The 18461-nt window shown below is 34.4% G+C and carries 19 protein-coding genes; 1 reads left to right on the forward strand and 18 read right to left on the reverse strand.

Annotation, left to right across the window (positions count from 1 at the left end):
• Positions 1-43: 43 nt before the first annotated feature.
• The 13 genes from H8S00_RS07110 to H8S00_RS07170 form a co-directional block, all read right to left on the reverse strand.
• Positions 44-1309, reverse strand: coding sequence for a DUF5711 family protein (locus tag H8S00_RS07110; RefSeq protein WP_021953490.1), 1266 nt, complete (start codon positions 1307-1309; stop codon positions 44-46).
• A gap of 26 nt (positions 1310-1335) precedes the next feature.
• Positions 1336-2571, reverse strand: a complete 1236-nt coding sequence (locus tag H8S00_RS07115) for a LysM peptidoglycan-binding domain-containing protein (protein ID WP_118589502.1) — start codon at positions 2569-2571, stop codon at positions 1336-1338.
• A 147-nt stretch (positions 2572-2718) separates the two neighbouring features.
• Positions 2719-3444, reverse strand: coding sequence for an NAD-dependent protein deacylase (locus H8S00_RS07120; RefSeq protein ID WP_021953492.1), 726 nt, complete (start codon positions 3442-3444; stop codon positions 2719-2721).
• 64 nt (positions 3445-3508) lie between these two features.
• Entirely contained in the window at positions 3509-4600 is a 1092-nt protein-coding gene (locus tag H8S00_RS07125) for a DUF6382 and FHA domain-containing protein (RefSeq protein WP_118589503.1), read from the reverse strand.
• The gene (locus H8S00_RS07130; RefSeq protein ID WP_021953494.1) at positions 4600-5061 is read right to left on the reverse strand and encodes a TadE/TadG family type IV pilus assembly protein; all 462 of its coding nucleotides are present in this window, start codon (positions 5059-5061) and stop codon (positions 4600-4602) included. The genes H8S00_RS07125 and H8S00_RS07130 overlap by 1 nt, the downstream gene beginning before the upstream one ends.
• Before the next feature lie 9 nt (positions 5062-5070).
• Positions 5071-5493: a prepilin peptidase gene (locus tag H8S00_RS07135; RefSeq protein WP_118589504.1), complete on the reverse strand. Its 423-nt coding sequence runs from the start codon at positions 5491-5493 to the stop codon at positions 5071-5073.
• A gap of 1 nt (position 5494) precedes the next feature.
• A complete protein-coding gene (locus tag H8S00_RS07140) occupies positions 5495-6199 on the reverse strand; it encodes a hypothetical protein (RefSeq protein WP_147365745.1) in 705 nt (234 codons plus the stop codon).
• Between the two features lie 165 nt (positions 6200-6364).
• Positions 6365-8287: a DUF5702 domain-containing protein gene (locus tag H8S00_RS07145; protein ID WP_118589506.1), complete on the reverse strand. Its 1923-nt coding sequence runs from the start codon at positions 8285-8287 to the stop codon at positions 6365-6367.
• Positions 8244-8450, reverse strand: coding sequence for a Flp1 family type IVb pilin (locus tag H8S00_RS07150; protein WP_021953498.1), 207 nt, complete (start codon positions 8448-8450; stop codon positions 8244-8246). Before H8S00_RS07150 ends, H8S00_RS07145 begins: the two co-directional genes overlap by 44 nt.
• 10 nt (positions 8451-8460) lie before the next feature.
• Positions 8461-9900, reverse strand: a complete 1440-nt coding sequence (locus H8S00_RS07155; protein WP_118589507.1) for an immunoglobulin-like domain-containing protein — start codon at positions 9898-9900, stop codon at positions 8461-8463.
• 9 nt (positions 9901-9909) lie between these two features.
• Positions 9910-10644, reverse strand: a complete 735-nt coding sequence (locus H8S00_RS07160; RefSeq protein WP_118589508.1) for a type II secretion system F family protein — start codon at positions 10642-10644, stop codon at positions 9910-9912.
• Positions 10645-11856: a TadA family conjugal transfer-associated ATPase gene (locus H8S00_RS07165; protein ID WP_021953501.1), complete on the reverse strand. Its 1212-nt coding sequence runs from the start codon at positions 11854-11856 to the stop codon at positions 10645-10647.
• 17 nt (positions 11857-11873) lie between these two features.
• Positions 11874-12878, reverse strand: a complete 1005-nt coding sequence (locus H8S00_RS07170) for a P-loop NTPase family protein (RefSeq protein ID WP_186840313.1) — start codon at positions 12876-12878, stop codon at positions 11874-11876.
• Between the two features lie 187 nt (positions 12879-13065).
• Here H8S00_RS07170 and trhA point away from each other — a divergent pair, with 187 nt between their 5' ends.
• Complete coding sequence (gene trhA / locus H8S00_RS07175) at positions 13066-13740, forward strand: PAQR family membrane homeostasis protein TrhA (RefSeq protein ID WP_118589510.1); 675 nt, start codon at positions 13066-13068, stop codon at positions 13738-13740.
• A 92-nt stretch (positions 13741-13832) separates the two neighbouring features.
• Here trhA and H8S00_RS07180 read toward each other — a convergent pair whose 3' ends face one another.
• The 5 genes from H8S00_RS07180 to H8S00_RS07200 all read right to left on the reverse strand — a co-directional run bounded on the left by H8S00_RS07180 (position 13833) and on the right by H8S00_RS07200 (position 18437).
• On the reverse strand, positions 13833-14627 hold the full coding sequence (locus tag H8S00_RS07180) for a TPM domain-containing protein (RefSeq protein WP_118589511.1): 795 nt from the start codon (positions 14625-14627) through the stop codon (positions 13833-13835).
• Positions 14628-14639: 12 nt separating this feature from the next.
• Complete coding sequence (locus tag H8S00_RS07185) at positions 14640-15734, reverse strand: TFIIB-type zinc ribbon-containing protein (protein WP_118589512.1); 1095 nt, start codon at positions 15732-15734, stop codon at positions 14640-14642.
• Between the two features lie 11 nt (positions 15735-15745).
• Positions 15746-17152, reverse strand: coding sequence for an SPFH domain-containing protein (locus tag H8S00_RS07190; RefSeq protein WP_021953506.1), 1407 nt, complete (start codon positions 17150-17152; stop codon positions 15746-15748).
• A gap of 233 nt (positions 17153-17385) precedes the next feature.
• The gene (locus H8S00_RS07195; protein ID WP_021953507.1) at positions 17386-17775 is read right to left on the reverse strand and encodes a hypothetical protein; all 390 of its coding nucleotides are present in this window, start codon (positions 17773-17775) and stop codon (positions 17386-17388) included.
• Positions 17776-17948: 173 nt separating this feature from the next.
• Positions 17949-18437, reverse strand: a complete 489-nt coding sequence (locus H8S00_RS07200; RefSeq protein ID WP_021953508.1) for a deoxycytidylate deaminase — start codon at positions 18435-18437, stop codon at positions 17949-17951.
• Positions 18438-18461 lie beyond the last annotated feature (24 nt).

Below are 18461 nucleotides of genomic sequence, written 5' to 3' on the forward strand. Positions count from 1 at the left end.
CCTTACTGGTATACAGACACATTCTCTCATTCTGTACCTAATTCTACTTTAATTTCACTTTTTGTACTTTTGAATTGCCCATTATTAAGAATGTTTTTTTACCATCCACCGGGATTATATCATTAATCTGTCCCTTAAAGGTATAGGTAAATTTTTCCACTCCTCCAAAAGATACTATTTTACAATTCATGTCATCATACATTAATACATTTTCTCCGGAAAATGTTACGTTATTATATAACACAGAGGTTTCCGCCCCCATAACTCTTTTGCCTCTTAAATTATAAACTTCTATTCTATATGGCTTTTTACTATTGGCATTTTTTAAAACAAAACCTACATAATTGTCACTATAAAAAACCTTCTGAATCTCATCCTTAAACTTCTTTTCGCACTTAACAGACGGCTTATCTCTCATACTATAAACTGTGAGAACATTTTCTCCCACGGCTATTGCCACATTGTCAGAAATAAACTTAACCATCGGCACCAGAGTTTCTCCATATTGGTCAAATTCTCCCACCATCATATCTGAAGCATTCTGTCCGGCACTTGAAAAGTTGTAGAATAAAACTTTATTCTTCATAACTCCGCCGTTTACTGTAACATACGACACCACCATCTTACTTCCCTTTTCAGATATGGAAAAATTAAGGGGATATCCATTTTCCCGTAACAATGTCTTGTGGGAAATAAGTTTCTCTCCATCCTTATCATATACTTCTATATAATTTGCATTTTTATCTTCCAGTAATGCGGCAACAACTCCCTGGGATGCCACCTCTAACTTCACAATAGGATAGCTTGTTGACGCGTGCCCTACCTTACCATCTTTATTATAAATAAAAATGTCATTTGTATTTTTATCTGCAACGGCAATGTAATCGTCACAAATATCCACAATAGGAGATTTCATCTCAAAGGATTCATCCCATACAGTCTCCGTCCCATCAATATAGGATATTCCATCACTACTATACTTTATGACAAAATCTCCATATGCCTCATATCTGCTATCTTTTCCGCTGTCTACTTTAAGTGAATCTATCACCTTATAATTATCAAATGTCTGATACTTTTTATAAAAGAAAATACCGATAATAACTGCCAACACTGCTACAACTGCAAGTACAACACCTATTCTGATTTTCCTGAAAAAAGATTTAATCTTTACTAATATATCTGCTATTTTATTATTTTTCTTAAACTTTCTTACTTTTTCGGAATATTCCTGTGCCACATTTTCACTTCCCATTGTATAATCTTCAATAATTTTTTTGAAACTATCTACGATTATACAATATCTCATAAAATATCGCACTACCTTTTTAACATTTATGGTAATAATATTTTCTGACCTTCCACGATAGTGTAATCATCATCTATATCATTATATTCTTTTATCTCATCTACCATTTTACTTGTTCCATAATACTTCATGCTTATGTCATAAAGGGTCTGACCTGCCTTAACTACATGACTTTTTCCTGAATATGAACTGTTTACGACTGTTTCTGTAGTATCTGTTTTTTCATCATTCTTTGTTTCTGAAATGACAGTTTCTTTGTTTTCACTAACCTGACTTTCTCCGTTATCATTTTTTTCTTTCCGGGTCGTCTCCGGGGTTGTTTCACTATTTAATATTTGATTAACTGCCTGAGCTTCCTGTTTCATATTAAAGTTTGACAATGTCTGCTTTATATTTTTTAATTCACCATAATTGTTTAGCATGACAACTGTAGATAACAACAATGCTATTATAAGAATACCGCTGACACCATATGCCATTTTCCCCTGTCGTATAACTGTATCCTGTCTTTCTTCCTTAGCTATGTCTCTGAAACTTTTTGCGCTATCAATTGCGGGTACCGGCGCTTTATTTCTTTTTTGATTTGACTGTCTTTTATTTTCAGGTTCATTTAACTTTATGTTATTAATTTGTCTGTCCTCTTTTTTGGCTTCACTTTTTGTCTGCTGAGCACTATCTATTGAAGATTTTCCATTATTAATACTTTTTACATACTTCTTCATTTTTTCATTTTTTTCATAATAGATATAGTATCCCGGCTGTTTTTCCAGACTTCCCTGCTCATAAATAAAGAAATTATCTTCTTTCTCGGTTCTGTCGCTTAAAAAACAAACCTTGTCATTTCCGGCAAAATTATCAAGATGCACCTTTTTTATTCCGTTCATATCGTCTGTAACTCTATAAGGAACCGAAACAAACCATCCTACAATGTTCATCTTGTCAAAGTACTTTTTTATGTTTGAATATACTCCTGACCAGATATCATCGTTAAATATAAGACTGTTTTCAATTATGTCCAAAACCTCTACCATGGCTTTAACAAATATGTATGTGTTTCCTCTTCCTTTTTTCACTTCACCAAGTAAAACACCATACCTTATGTCCTCTTCATTTTGAGTTTTTTTCTTTAATTGTGTTAAAACATAATCTTCTACATATATTTTTTTATTAGAATCGTTGTTTCCTATCTGGCGTATATTTTTAGGTAATTTTACCTCTCCCTGCTCTACCGGTTCTTTGCCATTATATACCATTTCTATCATGAGACCTCCTCCTTCTTCATATTACCTGTAAATATTAGCACAGAAGGGGTGTATTAATTTGTCAAATCAATGCCTTAATGTCACTAAACTTTACGACAAATACCTCAATATAAAAACAGCGTTTTCTCTCTTTTTACAAAAATCAAATTATAAGTCCACAACCTGACCTAAAACTTCTCCTATTGGCTGGTTTATAACAATATCTGCATAGCAGTCTCTAGCAGTGGTACTTTTATTTATTAAAACAAGCTTGTTTCCTTTATAGTAATCAATCAGACCTGCTGCCGGATATACTGCAAGGGAAGTTCCCCCTATTATCAATACATCTGCATTGGCAATGGCTCTTACGGAATTATTTAATATTTCCTGGTTAAGCCCTTCTTCATACAATACAACATCAGGTTTAATAATTCCGCCACACTCACATTCAGGTATTCCTGTTGAATTATACACATAATCAAAATCATAGAATTTTCCACATTTTTCACAGTAATTTCTATGAACTGAGCCATGCAATTCGTAAACTACTTTGCTTCCTGCCGCCTGATGCAATCCATCAATATTCTGAGTTACAACAGCCTTTAATTTTCCTTCCTTTTCTAGTTTTGCCAGTGCATAATGTGCCTTGTTAGGCTTTACGTCAGGAAACAACATCTTATCTCTGTAAAATTCAAAAAATTCCCTTGTTTTTGTTCTAAAAAAGGTATGACTTAATATAGTTTCCGGAGGATATTTGTACTTCTGATTATAAAGTCCATCTACACTTCTAAAATCAGGTACTCCACTTTCCGTAGAAACTCCCGCTCCACCAAAAAATACAATATTATTGCTATTTTCAATTGTCTCTTTTAATCTTTTTATATTTTCTTCCATTGGAAAACCTCCTTTATCACACTAGTTTATGTCAATTACCATCATTATATCATTTTAGTTTCTGCTACTCCACTATAAAGTCCACATCTGCTAATGTAATTTTATCACCTTTTGATATTCTTTCTTTCCTTCCCGGCTCTAGTTTTTTCCCATTTATAAAGGTTTTGTTTGTAGAATCCATATCTTCAATAAAAAAAGTATTATTCTTCTTTATTATTTTAGCATGCACCCTGCTTATTACATTTTCGTCTATTACATAATCGCATTTTAATCTGCTTTTACCTATTAGAAAAGGGAATTTATCAGGGTGTATTAACATATCTTTCTGCTCTAAGCTTCTAAGAATAATCGTCTCCTCATAAAGCACTGTAGTTTCATAATAATTATCCTCTTCCTCCGCAACTTCATCACCATTAAAATTATATATGTTTTCTTCCTCACTTACAGCGATTTGTTCTAACTGCTCACTACTTAAATAATTGCTTTTTCGCCTGAAAGATGAAAATATTCCTTCAAACCATCTCTTTTTTTCAGGTGTTTTATCCTGATATTTATCTATGTTTTGATTAACTCTAGTCTCCTGTATTTCATTATCTTTCCTGTGAACTTCTGACTGTGCCTCCACTTTTGTACAGTTTAATATGTCTGCCATAGTGAAATCTTTGTTATTTGTAACCTGTTGTATTTCATATGCCATTACTACTGCATCTTTATCATCATAATCAATTAATTCCAGAATTTTCTCGTAAATATTTCTTATTCCGCCATACATATCAGTTTCAAAAAAGGGGAGTAAACAGAATTCGTACCTTTTAGTGTTCCTATTAAAGAAAATAAATTCTGCATCTAAAATTACACACTCCATTCCAATAAGATATTTGCCAAGTTCATCAGAAAGAGACTTCATATCCTCTACAAACTGTCTTAAATTTTTAGCTGATGCCAAATGAACAGCAAACATATCCTTTATTGCAGTCTTTGAGGTTATATCATAATGAATTTCTTTTTCGTTATTTACATATTCTAAAGTCATAGGAACAATACCCTCTATTTTATTATTAAGAATCATTTTTGACTTATAATCATTTTCACTGTCACCTATATTCCTGATTATCATTACATTTCTGTCTGCATGCTTTTCATAGGATACATCCATTACTTTTTTCCTCTTTTCGACTCCAATTCTTCTAATAAAACCCTGCTTCCATACATAACCTCTTTGGATATTCTTTGGGGAATATGTATTATTTGCCTGTCACCTGAATTAACTATGATATTAATCATGTTCACATTACCCTTACCCTGTAAATCAATAGCTATTTCATAACTATCTAATCCTTTTGAAATCTTGATTTTTGGTGTTGCCACAAAAAGCGGCAAACCTTTAATACTGTTTTCTACGTCCTTTTCATCTATATTACCAAAACTGTACTCCATTCCAATCCTGTATGCTCCGCTTCTTACTTCCACAATATCATGTACATACATAATCATATAAAATAACCCACTTAATATAAGTAACACTATAGGAAAAACCAAGGCTGTCTCTATTGTAAGCTGCGCTTCTTCCTGCCTCCTTAAGTGCCTATTCAAGTTCCTGTTTAAGTTTCTTTTCATATACCTGCATCACCTCTGTATTATTAAAAATACCACCTCTCCCATTAATAAAAATGGAAGAAAAGGTAATTTTGTTTTAAGTTTTGTTTTCTTTATTATTACGCCTGTTATTCCTGTAGCTGACATTATTAAAAAAGATAATAAAACTATTATTAGCATACTTTTACTGTTAAAAACACATCCTGTCATTAGTATCGCCAGTCCATCACCTAATCCCATAATCTTTTTGGATATAAGGCATATAAGTACCAGTAGCACCGACAGTCCCACACCCAATGCATAGTGTTTAAAATCTCTTTTATAAACAGCTGCATTAACAATAATTCCACAAGCTGATGCCATTATAAACGGCATTATAAATACTTTTCTGTACTTAAAATCCATTATGGCACCTGATATCAGCACCGGTAATGATATAATAGTTTCAATCATTTTATTCCTTTCCACAACTACTGCATGCCGGCATATTTGTTACACTTTCCTTGTCTGTTGCTATAATATTTCTTACTATTCCACTACATGTAAGACTCAAATGATACCTGTTTCCATCTTCCGCAATAAAAACCTTTGTACCTGATTCCGGCTTTTTGGTTACACATATTCCACATTTGCTGTATTTTTCTCCGTAATTGTTTCTAAGCCCTTTTACAGATGCATAAGATGTACTGCTAATTGACAGTGCCAGATGACTGCACTCCTTCGTTAAGTGATACACTTTTCCATTTTGAGTTATGTAAACTATATTCTGACTTTTTGTTATGTCACTTCCTGTCCAGTCCCTAACCATGCTTCGTTGTTTTATGGCTATAGTCCTGTCTAAAAAAGATGTTTTTAAAACATAATTAAGTCTTATATCTGTCACATCATCAATTCCATTATTTTCATATATGGAACCTTTAACCTTGTTCCACATATCATTTTCAGTTATTTTATTCTTGTTTTCTTCAATTTCCGTTTTTATTTTCTTTAATGTATCATTATAGTCCGTCACTTTATCTGCCAGTTGAACATAAAATTTGCTTTTAGCAGTAATCAATGCTATGTTATTTAATTTCATTTGTACCGAAAACTGTGTGCTTACCATAATTAAAAAACTTACCATAAAAAGCACCATACCTATAAAAACCGTTAATGCCATTGCCGCTTCTATACTGATACTTCCAGGGGAGGTAAATGAACACACCCTTTTTCGTTTTTTTAAAAGGTATATATGAGATCTTTGTACTTGGAGATGAGCACTGTATTTTTGCTTATTTTTATTATATTTTCCGAAAAAGGGCATGTTCATTTACCTCCATTATTTTTAATATTTCATATCACATTTAACTTTATATGTATAAGAACCATTACTTTCATTTAGATTATTTAACACCCATGGCATTGCCACAAATAACGGTTCTATCTCATATACTGCTTTAAACTTCATACCTGAAAAACACTTACTCATTTGAAATTTACTGTTGTATTTCTTTTGTATATTTAATTGAATAAGATCCATTATCCTAAAAAGGCTTTTGTTTCCATCTGCAATCATCATCAACATCATGCAATATTGTTCATAATTTAAACTTAATTTTTTGCTATTTTTATCATTCTTAATGCTTCCTCCTAACAGATTTTTAATGTCTGTTTTCCAACTGATTTTATCCTTTATGAAAACTACTTCGTTTCCCTTTAAGAGACCTTTCACATCCGCTACTGCCTCCCCCAGGGACCACGCCTCTATTAAAACCGCCTTTATTACCGGCTCTAAAAAAGGTAATCCTATGGCTGTAGCCGCCGATGATGCTATAAAAGTCAATTGGCTCATTTTAACACTATCTGTTAAAAGATATCCTAAATTCATAACATTTCTTATTCCCACTATTTTTTTAACAACTTCCGTAAGATTATCCCTATCACTACTTTTTCCGCTTATTATGTACTCCATTTCGTAGCTTAAATCATGGTCTTTTATTTTACTAATGTAGTTACCAAATTTTCTTTTACCATACAACGCCAGCAGTGCCCTGTCAGTTAAATCTGTTTTGCCGTTTTTTTCTGTATTTTCTTTTTTTGATGGCAGATTTAAATCAGATATAGATGCATTTGATATATCAGATACGTCATCTGTTACCAACGATAATAGTCCTTTTTGTAATAATTCTTTAGCACTTTCATAAATAGACTTATTTCTATTATCTTCCTCAGTAATCTGATTTTCTTTTAAAGATTCTGTTTCATTAATATAATTATGTAGTAATGACATGGAGCTGTTTAAAATATTAATGTTTTCCGGAACAATACTTTCTAATTTTGAAACATCCAGTGCCTTTTCCTCTTGTAATATGCCCACCATTTTTTTCAGTATTAGTGTATTTTCCTCAACAAAATCTTTTTCGCCGGATGTATATCCACTTTCCCTAAGATAGGCTGCTTTTTTTCCCTCGTAGTCCTTTCCCTGGTCTATGGCTCTGCTAATCATACCCGCTTTCTTATCAAGTATTTTTCTCAGACTTCTATACTTTTTTTCAACCTTATCATTGTTTTTAGAGCTTACATTTCTCTCTATTATCCGGCTAACCGCATTAATTAATTTTTTCTCTTTTTCAACATCCTTAATTTTAACAATTAACTCATCAATATCCTTTACAAGATTTTGCAGCTCCTTACTATCATTTTCAGATATTTTTTCATCGAACACATCTGCAACTGAATCTGTCTTTTCGTCGCTGCGTTTCTCGTATTTGTTAAATAATTTAATTAACTCCTCTGCGGCTGTTGCTCCTGCAGCATATTTCGTATAGGAAGCTATTTGAGACAAAAGCAGCTTTTCGCCGTTATCCGTAACATATTCCACCTTGTCCATTTCTATGTTTTTAAGCCTTGTGGACATAAAATTAGTTCCCATACCATTTAAATCTGCCATGTTTATATTAGCTTGTATGTACTTTTTCAGTTCTTCTTCAGTATTCTGATTTTCCCATACAAGTAATAATCCATATTCATCAAAAACCTGCCTTGCATATCCCGCCATTACAGAATCAGCTGCCATATACGTAAAACTTTTGCTTTCCGAATATACAACGTTAATTCGTCCGCTTTCTGAAACAACACTAATAAACAACATTACTGCTACCATGACAATGCTTAAATATATGGATATGCTTCCTTTGGTTTTTCCTGAAATAATTTTTTTAATCTTAAAATGACTTAATCTGTGTTTTAATAGATTTATAAACGCCATCTGCCACTCCTGAAATTTGATTTTTAAACACAAGGGCTAGTCCCACTAACACTAATATAATAAGCACTACTTCTATTACCCCCATTCCCTTTTCGTCCTTCCAGAAGGTTCTTTTCCAATATCTTGAGAAATTTTCCATAATATATTTAAAACTATTGTTCATTTACTCCTCCTTATAAATTCATTGATAAAAATGCCGGAACCATTATAATTGCCATGGCAACAATCAGCATTACAATCATTGGTCCCATTAATTTTGTTGAGATTTTCCCTCCTGCCTTTAGCATGGTATTTTTCTTTTCTATCATTGAGCTTTCCAGTTCATTTTCTAGTACCACAGTCATGGCATTTGTCCCCCTTCGTATATTTTGTTCTATAATTCCCGATAATTTCACATAACAATGTAATCCACAGTTTTTTCCATAATTATTAATAGCTGTAATTTCCGATACGCCACTTTTCATTTGTATTAAAGAAATCTCTAGTTCTTCATAAGCATATCTTAACATTTCATGATATTCTTTTTTATCTTCCTTATAACCCGATACTATTTTCTCTATGGCACTTTTTACCGAAAGACCTGCATTATGATATAAAAGAAGTTTATTTACTATTTCCGGATAATCTTCTAATAACTGTTCATTTCTATCCTCAATTTTATCTTTTATGTCCCTGTCTTTAAAAAAGAACAATGCCACTGACAATATTAATCCTATTGTTACTACAACATAGCTATTTTGCCCTTTAGAACTATAATATTTAACCTTTTTGCCATCTATTTTTTCCGGCAGATTTACCTGGCTGTCATATACATCCTGATTATCAACATATGACTGGACCTGCCTTTTAGCATCACTCTCTCCCTGATGTGGATATACATTTACTGAAAAAACATACTCTAGTGTAACCTTTTCATAGGTCATTATTGCCGTAAGATAAACTAATTCTCCCTCTTTATCAACATTGCTATTTATTTTTCCATCATAATCTATTATGTCAGAATCGCTTATTTCCCAGCTGACTAATATATTTTCCTCACCAATGCTTCCTACCAGATTTAATGGCTTTGTAACATTTTGGGCATTATCATTTTTTCCCAGAGCCTTTTGAACCAATTCCTCCTGATACCCTTTTATGATTTTTAATATCTCCTCATCCTTTAATTCTTTCTTCCCTACCTCTAATTCTATTGGTTTTATTGCCCCTGAATCATCTTCATAATAAATGTTATAAACCTCATCATCTATGCTATCTCTTTTCACTGATGTAATAGGTTCATTGCTTTCGCTACCGGATATTTCTATTCCTAATCCCAACACTACCGCCAAAATACCACATAAAATGCAATAGGAAACCTTGTTTACAATATACAAATATTTTTCTTTTTTAATATCTTCTTTAACACTTATCTTTCTTATGGCTTTATTTAAAGAATTTCCTTTTCCGGCGTAAGCTATGGGAAACTTATCCACCATAAACATAGCCATACCAAATAATGCCTTTAAGGGATAATCCTTTCTGTTCAGATTTTTTCTTAACTTTTTCCTGTAAAAAAATGTAGATGTATAAAATATGGTAATTAACACTATTGCAATGACATATATTTTTATCATTCTCCTACTTTAATACTCCTCATTAAATTCAACTATTTTTTGTGCCCACAAAAAAGCCAAAACATAAAGCACAAGGCATATTGTCATAACAATTCTTCCTGCATTAGTCTCATACATAATGTTTAGAAAATCCGGAGACATCATTTTTACATACAAAATTAAAGCCATAGGTATTAACGTCATTATTTTCTGCTCTGTTTTTTTCTCTGTTGTGGACACTTCAATTTCTTCCCTTACGTTTTCCTTTAATACAATACTGTCCGTTACACTTCCTATTACTTCCGTCATGTTTCCTCCTGTCCTTTTTGCAACTGAGAAAATACGTGAAAATAATATAGCCTCCCTTAAACCTGTTCTTTTGGCAAAGTCCTTAAATATATCTTCCTCTCTTACATTTAACTTTATTTTAGATATCATAATTCTTAATTCTTCACATATGTAACTGTATCTTCCATACATTGAAACCATATCTTTATAGCTTTCCTTTAAGGCATTTGAAACGGAATATCCTGTTTTTAAGGAATCGGACATAACCATAAGCATATCTTTAAACTGCACTTTAAGTTCTTTCTTTTTCTTATTAATTATTCTTCTTTTTTGCTCCCTGTATATGGGAACTCCTAAAGGCAAAAGAATAACTACTGCATAAATGGTTCCGTAAAACAATATTGAAATAATAATTATAGCCATAAAAATCACCATAATTACCACTGCCTTTTCCTTTTTGGATACTTTGTAAATCATTTAAAGACTTAAACCACTCCTTTCTAATTTTTCAGTGTTTACTAACCTGTTTCTAGCTTCAAGCTTTCCTTCTACCAATTCCTCTGTCTCCCCGTACTCCACAAACTCAAAGAGAGGATTTAATTTTATTTCTCCATTAACACAATCTAATACCTCGTCTATTTTTAAAACCTTTCTGGTTCTATCACGAAGCCTCCCTAAGTGAACAATTATATCTATAGCAGATGCTATCTGGGAACGTATGGCATTCATAGGGATGTCCATTCCCATAAGTACCATGGTTTCTAACCTGTTAAGCATATCCTTAGTGTTGTTTGAATGACCTGTACTCATGGAGCCGTCATGCCCTGTCTGCATTGCCTGAAGCATATCAATAGCTTCTTTCCCACGAACCTCTCCCACTATAATTCTATCAGGTCTCATTCTAAGGGATGTTCTGATTAAATCTCTTATGGTAATTTCGTTTTCTCCCTCAGTATTCGCCTGCCTTGCCTCCATTCTCACTATATTCTTAATATTTTTTAGCTGTAATTCCGCAGAATCCTCTATGGTAATAACCCTTTCCTCTCCGGGAATGTAATCTGACAAAACATTTAAAAAAGTAGTTTTACCGGAGCCGGTTCCACCGCATATAAAAATGTTATAACCTGATACCACAAGCTTTTCCAAAAAATCCGCTGCTTCCTTAGTAATGGATTTAAGTTCAATTAACCTCTTCATATCAACTCTTTCCCTGGGGAACTTTCTAACCGTAACTACTGCTCCGTCAATTGCCACCGGTGGAAGAACAATGTTTACCCTGGAGCCGTCAGGAAGTCTGGTGTCCGCTATAGGTGATGATTCATTAATTCTTTTATTATTTCTGCTTACAATCTGCTGTATAATGTCATTTAGCCTTTCCGGAGAATCAAACTGTCCCTCCGTTTCATATATATGTCCCTTTTTTTCAATAAAAATGCTGTTATGACTGTTAATCATAATTTCCGTAATGTCTTCATCTTCTAACAATTCATCTAATATTCCCAATCCCTTAATGGAATTAAATATATATTTATGTAAACCTATTTTTTCACTAACCGACATATATCTGTATTCAGTTTCTTCTGCAATTATTTCATCTATAATTTCATGTATCTCGCTATTTTCAGCTTCCCTGGACATATCCAGATTGTCCACAACTTTATTTCTAATATCTTCTTTGTTAGTTTTCATATCATCATCCTAAAATTTTATGCAACCTCTTCTAACTCTTTTTTTATAACAACACCTAATTTTCCCTCTAACTGATTTTCTAAATAATTCTCACTGAAACTCTCCGTACTGATTTCCGGTATAAATATCTTTTTTGTCTTTTCTAGTAATTCTTCTTTTTCGCTTTTTAATAAAAATTCTTCGTAAACAGATGCTTTCATGGTATTAATCCATCCTGTATTAACAGGCATATACACCTTGTCACATATATCTAATAATTCAAAAATATTCTCCACCATATTACCTGTGTCTACTATTATTCTGTCATATAACCCCAGCTCTGAAATTTTCTTGATTAAATTAATCCACTCTTCTGTTTTGATTTTTCGCAAATCTTCCGAATACAATAATGGTGGAATATAATCCATATCCTTATACCTGCAAATAACAGTGTGAAGTCTTATGGCTACAGACTCCCTGCTTTGTCTGAAATAATACATAAGATCAGACAAATCTTTTGCGCATCTGGTATTTAGCAGTTTTTCAAACACTGAAAATTCTTCCAAATTAATATAGAGAACGGAGCTTTTCCGTGCCAGCATAGCCCCCAGTGTAATGGAAAATACTGTGTTTTCTTCATTACATGCAGGTGAATATATCCCTATAATCTGTGCCGCCTTTCCTAAAACCTTAACCTCTTCCACCTGATTATCCCTTCTATAACAGTCTGATATTTTTTGTAAAATATTCTCCGTAGACTGATATTTATATACCGCAGGATATGTCTCATATTCTAAGCTTACGGTTCCTGATGAAAGAATTATAATGTTTTGAATATTTTCATTTTCAATGTTTTCAAACATTAATTCCGGCGATATAAGAGCTATGGTAATGCTTTCCTTCTTCAGATATTCCTTAAGCGCTTCTACTCTGGTAAAAGAAATCACACGAAACACTGTTCCATGTCTGTTTCTAATATAGTTTGCCAGTCGGCTCACATATTCACTATCGTTATCACAAATAGCTAATGTTCCTGTGTTCATATTTTTATTGTTTTCCCTCCTTGCTTTTGTGTATGCTCATATTATATATGCACACTTTTAAAATGTCTATAGTTTTTTTAAAATTTTTTAATATTTTTTTATTGACTAAAAATATAATAAATGTTATCATTCAATGTAGTATTAATAACTACATGTTGTAGAATTGATTAATGGAGGGTTTAAATTTATGAGTAAAAGAATTAAATTAGCAGATAGGGAACTCCCTACATATTCAAAAGGTGAAGAGATTTTTAATATGGTATCCCATATTGTAGGTGGAGCTTTAGGTATTGCCGCTTTAGTGCTTTGTATTATTACCGCAGCTAAGGCTCACAGTGCCATTGGTGTCATTTCATCCTGCATTTATGGATTTACCTTAATAGCTTTATATACAATGTCTAGCGTTTATCACGGATTAAAACCCGGTATGGCAAAAAAAGTTATGCAGGTTTTAGACCACTGCACCATTTATTTCCTTATTGCAGGAAGCTACACACCTATACTTTTAGTTGCCATGATGCCTAAGTATCCTGTTATTGCATGGTTTATTTTCGCTTTAGTATGGGGCTGTGCCGTTGTTGCCTGTACCCTTACTGCCATTGATTTAAAAAAATACCGTGTAATGTCCATGATTTGCTACCTTGCCATGGGCTGGGTTATTATCTTCTTTATTAAACAGACCTACGATGTTATGTATCTTGGTGGTGTTGTTTTTCTTGTAACCGGAGGCATTGCCTACACCATTGGCTCTGTTCTTTATGGTCTTGGAAAAACAAAAAAATGGATGCACTCCATTTTTCATTTATTTATTCTTGCAGGAAGCGTGTTACATTTCTTTGCAATTATTTTATACGCACTGTAATGTAATTATTTATCACATAAAAAATACCTTAGCATATGAATTATTATGATTCTCTGCTAAGGTATTTTTATGTTTATGATATTATTTTTGTATTAGAATTTACCACTGGTTCCACCATGAGTTTCCCCGGATGATGAAATATGTATGCTGCTTCCGCCACCATTATTGTTATCATTTTTCGGTCTGGCTCTTTTAGTAATGTTTGAATAAAGATACAAATCCCTCATTTCGGAAATGTCAACGCTTCCGTCTTTAACATAATTGCCTGCTGCTGCCTGCATATGAACAGATTTTAATTTTGCTATCATGCATGCCACAATTATCAGGGCAATAACCAGTCCTGCCACAAAAGAAATCAATATCCACATTGAAGACAAAGGTTCGTGGGGCATATTGGAAGAATCATATGCAGCCCCTTCTTTCGCCTGGGTAAGGAATTTGTCACATTGTTTTGCATAAGTACTAAATGCCTTTTCATAATTACCGGCGGATAAGTCATCTAAAAACTTATTTTCTATATAATTTATTCCGGCATCAGTAAATGCCTTAATGGCATACCCACAAGTCGATATCCCATAATCCCTGTCCTCCATGGATACTAACAGCAAAATTCCATCTTTACCATATCCGTTATAATCGTAATAATCATCGGCATATGCTTCCGCACTTTTTCCGTCAAGGCTGTTGGTAGTTACCACTACCACCTGACAGTTTTGCCTGTTGCTTATTTCCTTTAAAGTTTCATTTAACGAGTTTTCTTCGCTATCTGTTAATAATCCTGCATCATCCACTACATATGCAGCCATTTCGTTTTGGGCAAACACCGGCATTACACACATTGTAGAAAAGATAAGGGTAAATAAAATTATGTACAATCTCTTTTTCATCTATTTATCCTCCTATAAAATTCCGGCAAACCATAAAATCCATGCCACAATATAAACTAAAATACTGCAAACTACAGTGAGACCTACAGCCCATTTGCAGGCGGCGACTTTGTCCACAGGCAGGTCTCCCACAAATTTTCCTGTCTGGCCATTCATTGCAAAAATGTAATTATTGCCATTCCATGATGTTGTAAGCATCCACACCGGATACAGGGCATACTTTGCCTTGCCGTTTTTAAGTTGTATACTGGTGCTTTCAGGAACCACTGTTGCATATCCTGTAACCGTGTCAGCAAAAACATCCTCCGTTGATTGTTTCACACGCTCATTGGCACGTTCAATACTTTGTTCTGCTGTTACATCGTATTTATCTGCCATATAGCCTGCTAAGTAAGCTGTCTGGAAATCCACTGCATCCTCAAAATTGTATGGTTCAATGGACTCCATTAAATCATCTGCCATTTTAGATGAGCCATCCACCGGAACTCTTTCAAATCCTATACTTCCACCTCTATGTACCATAAAATGGCTGGTTTCCGTATAATCATATTCGCTGTCGCTCCAGGTTCTTACGGTAGTTGCCCTATATCTGATTTTGGCTTTGGCATCTGTATCAAAAAGCCAGAAAGGAACATATACACCCTTTATTTCCTCTATGTGATTCTGACTTTTAAATACCTTTGGTAAAAGACGCTTTCCTGACAAATGCTTTTCAAATCCTGCCTTTGCCGCCTTTTTATCCAGCTTAAAAGGAATAATGTAATCCGGTCGCAAGTCACCTTTAAACTGTCCCATAAGTACCACAGGGTTTCCACAAAACGGACATGATGTTGCCGCCATGGTATCATCTCCCACAATTTCCCCACCACAGGAGTTACATACATAGCTATGAAGACCATCAGTTTCTCCATCCTGCCATTCTCCTCCTGCAGTAGTGTCCCAGGTCATATCATCTTCTGCTTCTTCCTTAAGTTCCTTATCGTATCCCTTAAGGGTATCCATTTCAAATTCCGTATCACAATACGGACACTTCATTTTCTGAACTGCGCTGTTAAATTCAATTGCCCCGCCACAGCAGGGACATTTATATTCCTGCATATCAGCCATAAACGTACCTCCTACTGTCTGTCATTTTCATCAAATATATCACCACATTCCGGACAGAATTTTGGTGGGTGAGCAGGGTCTTCAGGCTCCCATCCACACTTATCACAGCGATATAATGGTGCTCCCTCAGGTTTCTTCGCTCCGCAATTCTGACAGAATTTTCCTTTGTTTACAGTTCCACAGGAACAGGTCCAACCTTCATCAGCCGGCTTTTTAGCTCCACATTCAGGACAGAAGTTTCCTGTTGCCATTGCTCCGCAGGAACATTTCCATGCTCCACTTACAACCGGCTCCGGCTTCTTTGCTCCGCATTCAGGACAGAAATTTCCATTAACTGTGGCTCCACATGAGCATTTCCAACTGTTTTCTGCCTGTTGCTGTGACTGCTGTGCATTTTTCTGTGCTGCCTGCTGCTGTCCCATTGCATATAAATTTTCCGGATTCATTCCGCCGGCATTCATTGCCATGCCCATTCCCATAAATCCGGTCATTGCTCCGGCTTCATTAGATGCTGCTGCTCTCATGGCATCAGCCTGGGCACCAACCATAGCTGCCGCTCCCATAGATGGGTCACGCATAACTGCTGAACGCTGTAACTGCTTAATCATTTCAGCATCTTCATCCGGCAATGTAACACTGCCAAGGGCAATACTTACTACCTTTAATCCTCTAAGCTCACCCCATTTAGCTGAAAGAGCTGTATTCATTGCTTCCTCTAACTCTGTATTGTGGGTAACTATCTGGTTTGGTCTAAGTTCCAAATCTGACAATTTTCCAAATGCCGGCTGTAATGCACTAATAAATTCGCTTTTAAGCTGTCCCTCTAATTCTTCCCGTCTGTATTCACTGCTTACATTTCCGCATACATTTGTATAAAATAATAACGGGTCTGCTATTTTGTATGAATATACTCCTGAACATCTTACGGAAACGTCCACATCTAATCCGATTTTAGAATCAACTACCCTAAAAGGTATCGGATTTGGCGTTCCAAACTTATTATCAATTAATTCCTTAGTGTTAAAATAGTAAACTCTCTGGTCTTTTCCGGTGTCTCCACCGTATGTAAATCTCTTTCCTACTGTTTTAAAGGTTTCCTTAATTCCTTCCCCTAAACTTCCTGAGAAAATACTAGGTTCCGTAGATGAATCATAGGTAAATTCTCCCGGTTCAGCACATACTTCTACGATTTTTCCCTGTTCCACAATAATCATACACTGTCCATCTGCCACAGCTATTCCGGAACCATTTGAAATAATGTTATCATTTCCCTTTGTATTAGATGAGCGGCCTGTAATTTGTTTTTGTCCTCTCACCATTAATACTTCCTTGTCTATAGCATCACAATAGAAAAACTCCTTCCACTGATCAGCAAGTGTTCCCCCGAGTGCTCCCACTCCCGCTTTAATAAGTCCCATAATGAACTCCTTTCCTTTTTATTATATTTTTATGGATGCCTATCATATCATTCCCCATTAACTACTCACATTATAATATGACGTTTTAAAATATACATTACCCAAAAGAGTAGTGTTTTTTCGACAAATAATGATTTAAATCATATGATATTTTCCATATTATCCCTTGTAGTAAAAAAAGCAGAGCCAACCTTTGTGATGCCCTGCTTTTAACAATCTTATATTTAACTTAATTACATTAAACGACCATTTCTTCTTCGTCTTCTTCTGTACATTTCATTTAATAAAAGAACTGTTATTATATCCTTTAACCATGTGTCATCCGGATACTTAGTACATTCATCACCAACACAGTTTTCTTCGTCTTTTTTTATTTCATTGAATATGTTTTGGACGATTCTTGAAATTCCCAGTTTATCCGGATATTCATCGTACATCATACTCCCTGCAAATTCCTGACGGTTACATTCTTTTTCCACTAATTCCTGTAATCTTGAAAAAGTCATCGGATACATTTCCCTTACATAGTCCATGTCTCTATCCTCCGACATTTCCCACTGTCCATAGTATAATCCTGAAATTGCATTTCCCTGAACGTAAAACGGTATATATCTGTAATCCATATACTATTACCTGATAGTTTATCATTTTATACTATTCAAAAGTTAGCTTTTTGCTACATAAACTATAGCATATGAAACACATCAGGTGTTTCATATGCGTACCTGACCAGCCCCAAAGGGGCGTGCTCTGCGAAGCAGAGTTATGAAACGGTAATCCTATACCGTTTCATAAGTCATAGCTTAATAACTATTTCTTTTCCTGATTTTTCATAAGGAACAAATTCCACTCCCGAAGCCTTAAGCATTCGCTTTGATGCCTTAACTGACGGAGTATCTGCATATTTATCATCTGCGTAAATAACCTTCTTAATTCCACACTGAATAATCGCCTTGGCACATTCATTACATGGAAACAATGTAACGTATATTTTTGCTCCCTCTAAGCTTCCGCCACGATAATTAAGTATGGCATTTAGCTCACTATGGGTGGTATAAAAATATTTGTTATTATATGGGTCTTCACTTTCCCTGTTCCATGGAAAATCATCATCATTGCATCCTATAGGCATTCCATTGTAACCAATTGATAATATTTTATTATCTGTACTTACAATACATGCTCCAACCTGTGTTCCGGGATCCTTAGAACGCATTGCCGCTAAAAAAGCCACGCCCATAAAATATTCGTCCCAAGATATGTAATCCTGTCTTTTATTTCCCATTTTAGCTCCTTTCCATATCTTCAC

This window comes from Eubacterium segne, from assembly GCF_014287775.1.
Taxonomy (GTDB): Bacteria; Bacillota; Clostridia; order Lachnospirales; family Lachnospiraceae; genus Eubacterium_G; species Eubacterium_G segne.

What these genes read in the sequence shown, in the direction of transcription:
- H8S00_RS07110 (WP_021953490.1), bottom strand. Translation starts at nt 1,309, where the DNA reads ATGAGATATTGTATAATCGTAGATAGTTTCAAAAAAATTATTGAAGAT.
- H8S00_RS07115 (WP_118589502.1), bottom strand. Translation starts at nt 2,571, where the DNA reads ATGATAGAAATGGTATATAATGGCAAAGAACCGGTAGAGCAGGGAGAG.
- H8S00_RS07120 (WP_021953492.1), bottom strand. Translation starts at nt 3,444, where the DNA reads ATGGAAGAAAATATAAAAAGATTAAAAGAGACAATTGAAAATAGCAAT.
- H8S00_RS07125 (WP_118589503.1), bottom strand. Translation starts at nt 4,600, where the DNA reads ATGGATGTATCCTATGAAAAGCATGCAGACAGAAATGTAATGATAATC.
- H8S00_RS07130 (WP_021953494.1), bottom strand. Translation starts at nt 5,061, where the DNA reads ATGAAAAGAAACTTAAACAGGAACTTGAATAGGCACTTAAGGAGGCAG.
- H8S00_RS07135 (WP_118589504.1), bottom strand. Translation starts at nt 5,493, where the DNA reads ATGATTGAAACTATTATATCATTACCGGTGCTGATATCAGGTGCCATA.
- H8S00_RS07140 (WP_147365745.1), bottom strand. Translation starts at nt 6,199, where the DNA reads ATGGCATTAACGGTTTTTATAGGTATGGTGCTTTTTATGGTAAGTTTT.
- H8S00_RS07145 (WP_118589506.1), bottom strand. Translation starts at nt 8,287, where the DNA reads ATGGCGTTTATAAATCTATTAAAACACAGATTAAGTCATTTTAAGATT.
- H8S00_RS07150 (WP_021953498.1), bottom strand. Translation starts at nt 8,450, where the DNA reads ATGAACAATAGTTTTAAATATATTATGGAAAATTTCTCAAGATATTGG.
- H8S00_RS07155 (WP_118589507.1), bottom strand. Translation starts at nt 9,900, where the DNA reads ATGATAAAAATATATGTCATTGCAATAGTGTTAATTACCATATTTTAT.
- H8S00_RS07160 (WP_118589508.1), bottom strand. Translation starts at nt 10,644, where the DNA reads ATGATTTACAAAGTATCCAAAAAGGAAAAGGCAGTGGTAATTATGGTG.
- H8S00_RS07165 (WP_021953501.1), bottom strand. Translation starts at nt 11,856, where the DNA reads ATGAAAACTAACAAAGAAGATATTAGAAATAAAGTTGTGGACAATCTG.
- H8S00_RS07170 (WP_186840313.1), bottom strand. Translation starts at nt 12,878, where the DNA reads ATGAACACAGGAACATTAGCTATTTGTGATAACGATAGTGAATATGTG.
- trhA (WP_118589510.1), top strand. Translation starts at nt 13,066, where the DNA reads ATGAGTAAAAGAATTAAATTAGCAGATAGGGAACTCCCTACATATTCA.
- H8S00_RS07180 (WP_118589511.1), bottom strand. Translation starts at nt 14,627, where the DNA reads ATGAAAAAGAGATTGTACATAATTTTATTTACCCTTATCTTTTCTACA.
- H8S00_RS07185 (WP_118589512.1), bottom strand. Translation starts at nt 15,734, where the DNA reads ATGGCTGATATGCAGGAATATAAATGTCCCTGCTGTGGCGGGGCAATT.
- H8S00_RS07190 (WP_021953506.1), bottom strand. Translation starts at nt 17,152, where the DNA reads ATGGGACTTATTAAAGCGGGAGTGGGAGCACTCGGGGGAACACTTGCT.
- H8S00_RS07195 (WP_021953507.1), bottom strand. Translation starts at nt 17,775, where the DNA reads ATGGATTACAGATATATACCGTTTTACGTTCAGGGAAATGCAATTTCA.
- H8S00_RS07200 (WP_021953508.1), bottom strand. Translation starts at nt 18,437, where the DNA reads ATGGGAAATAAAAGACAGGATTACATATCTTGGGACGAATATTTTATG.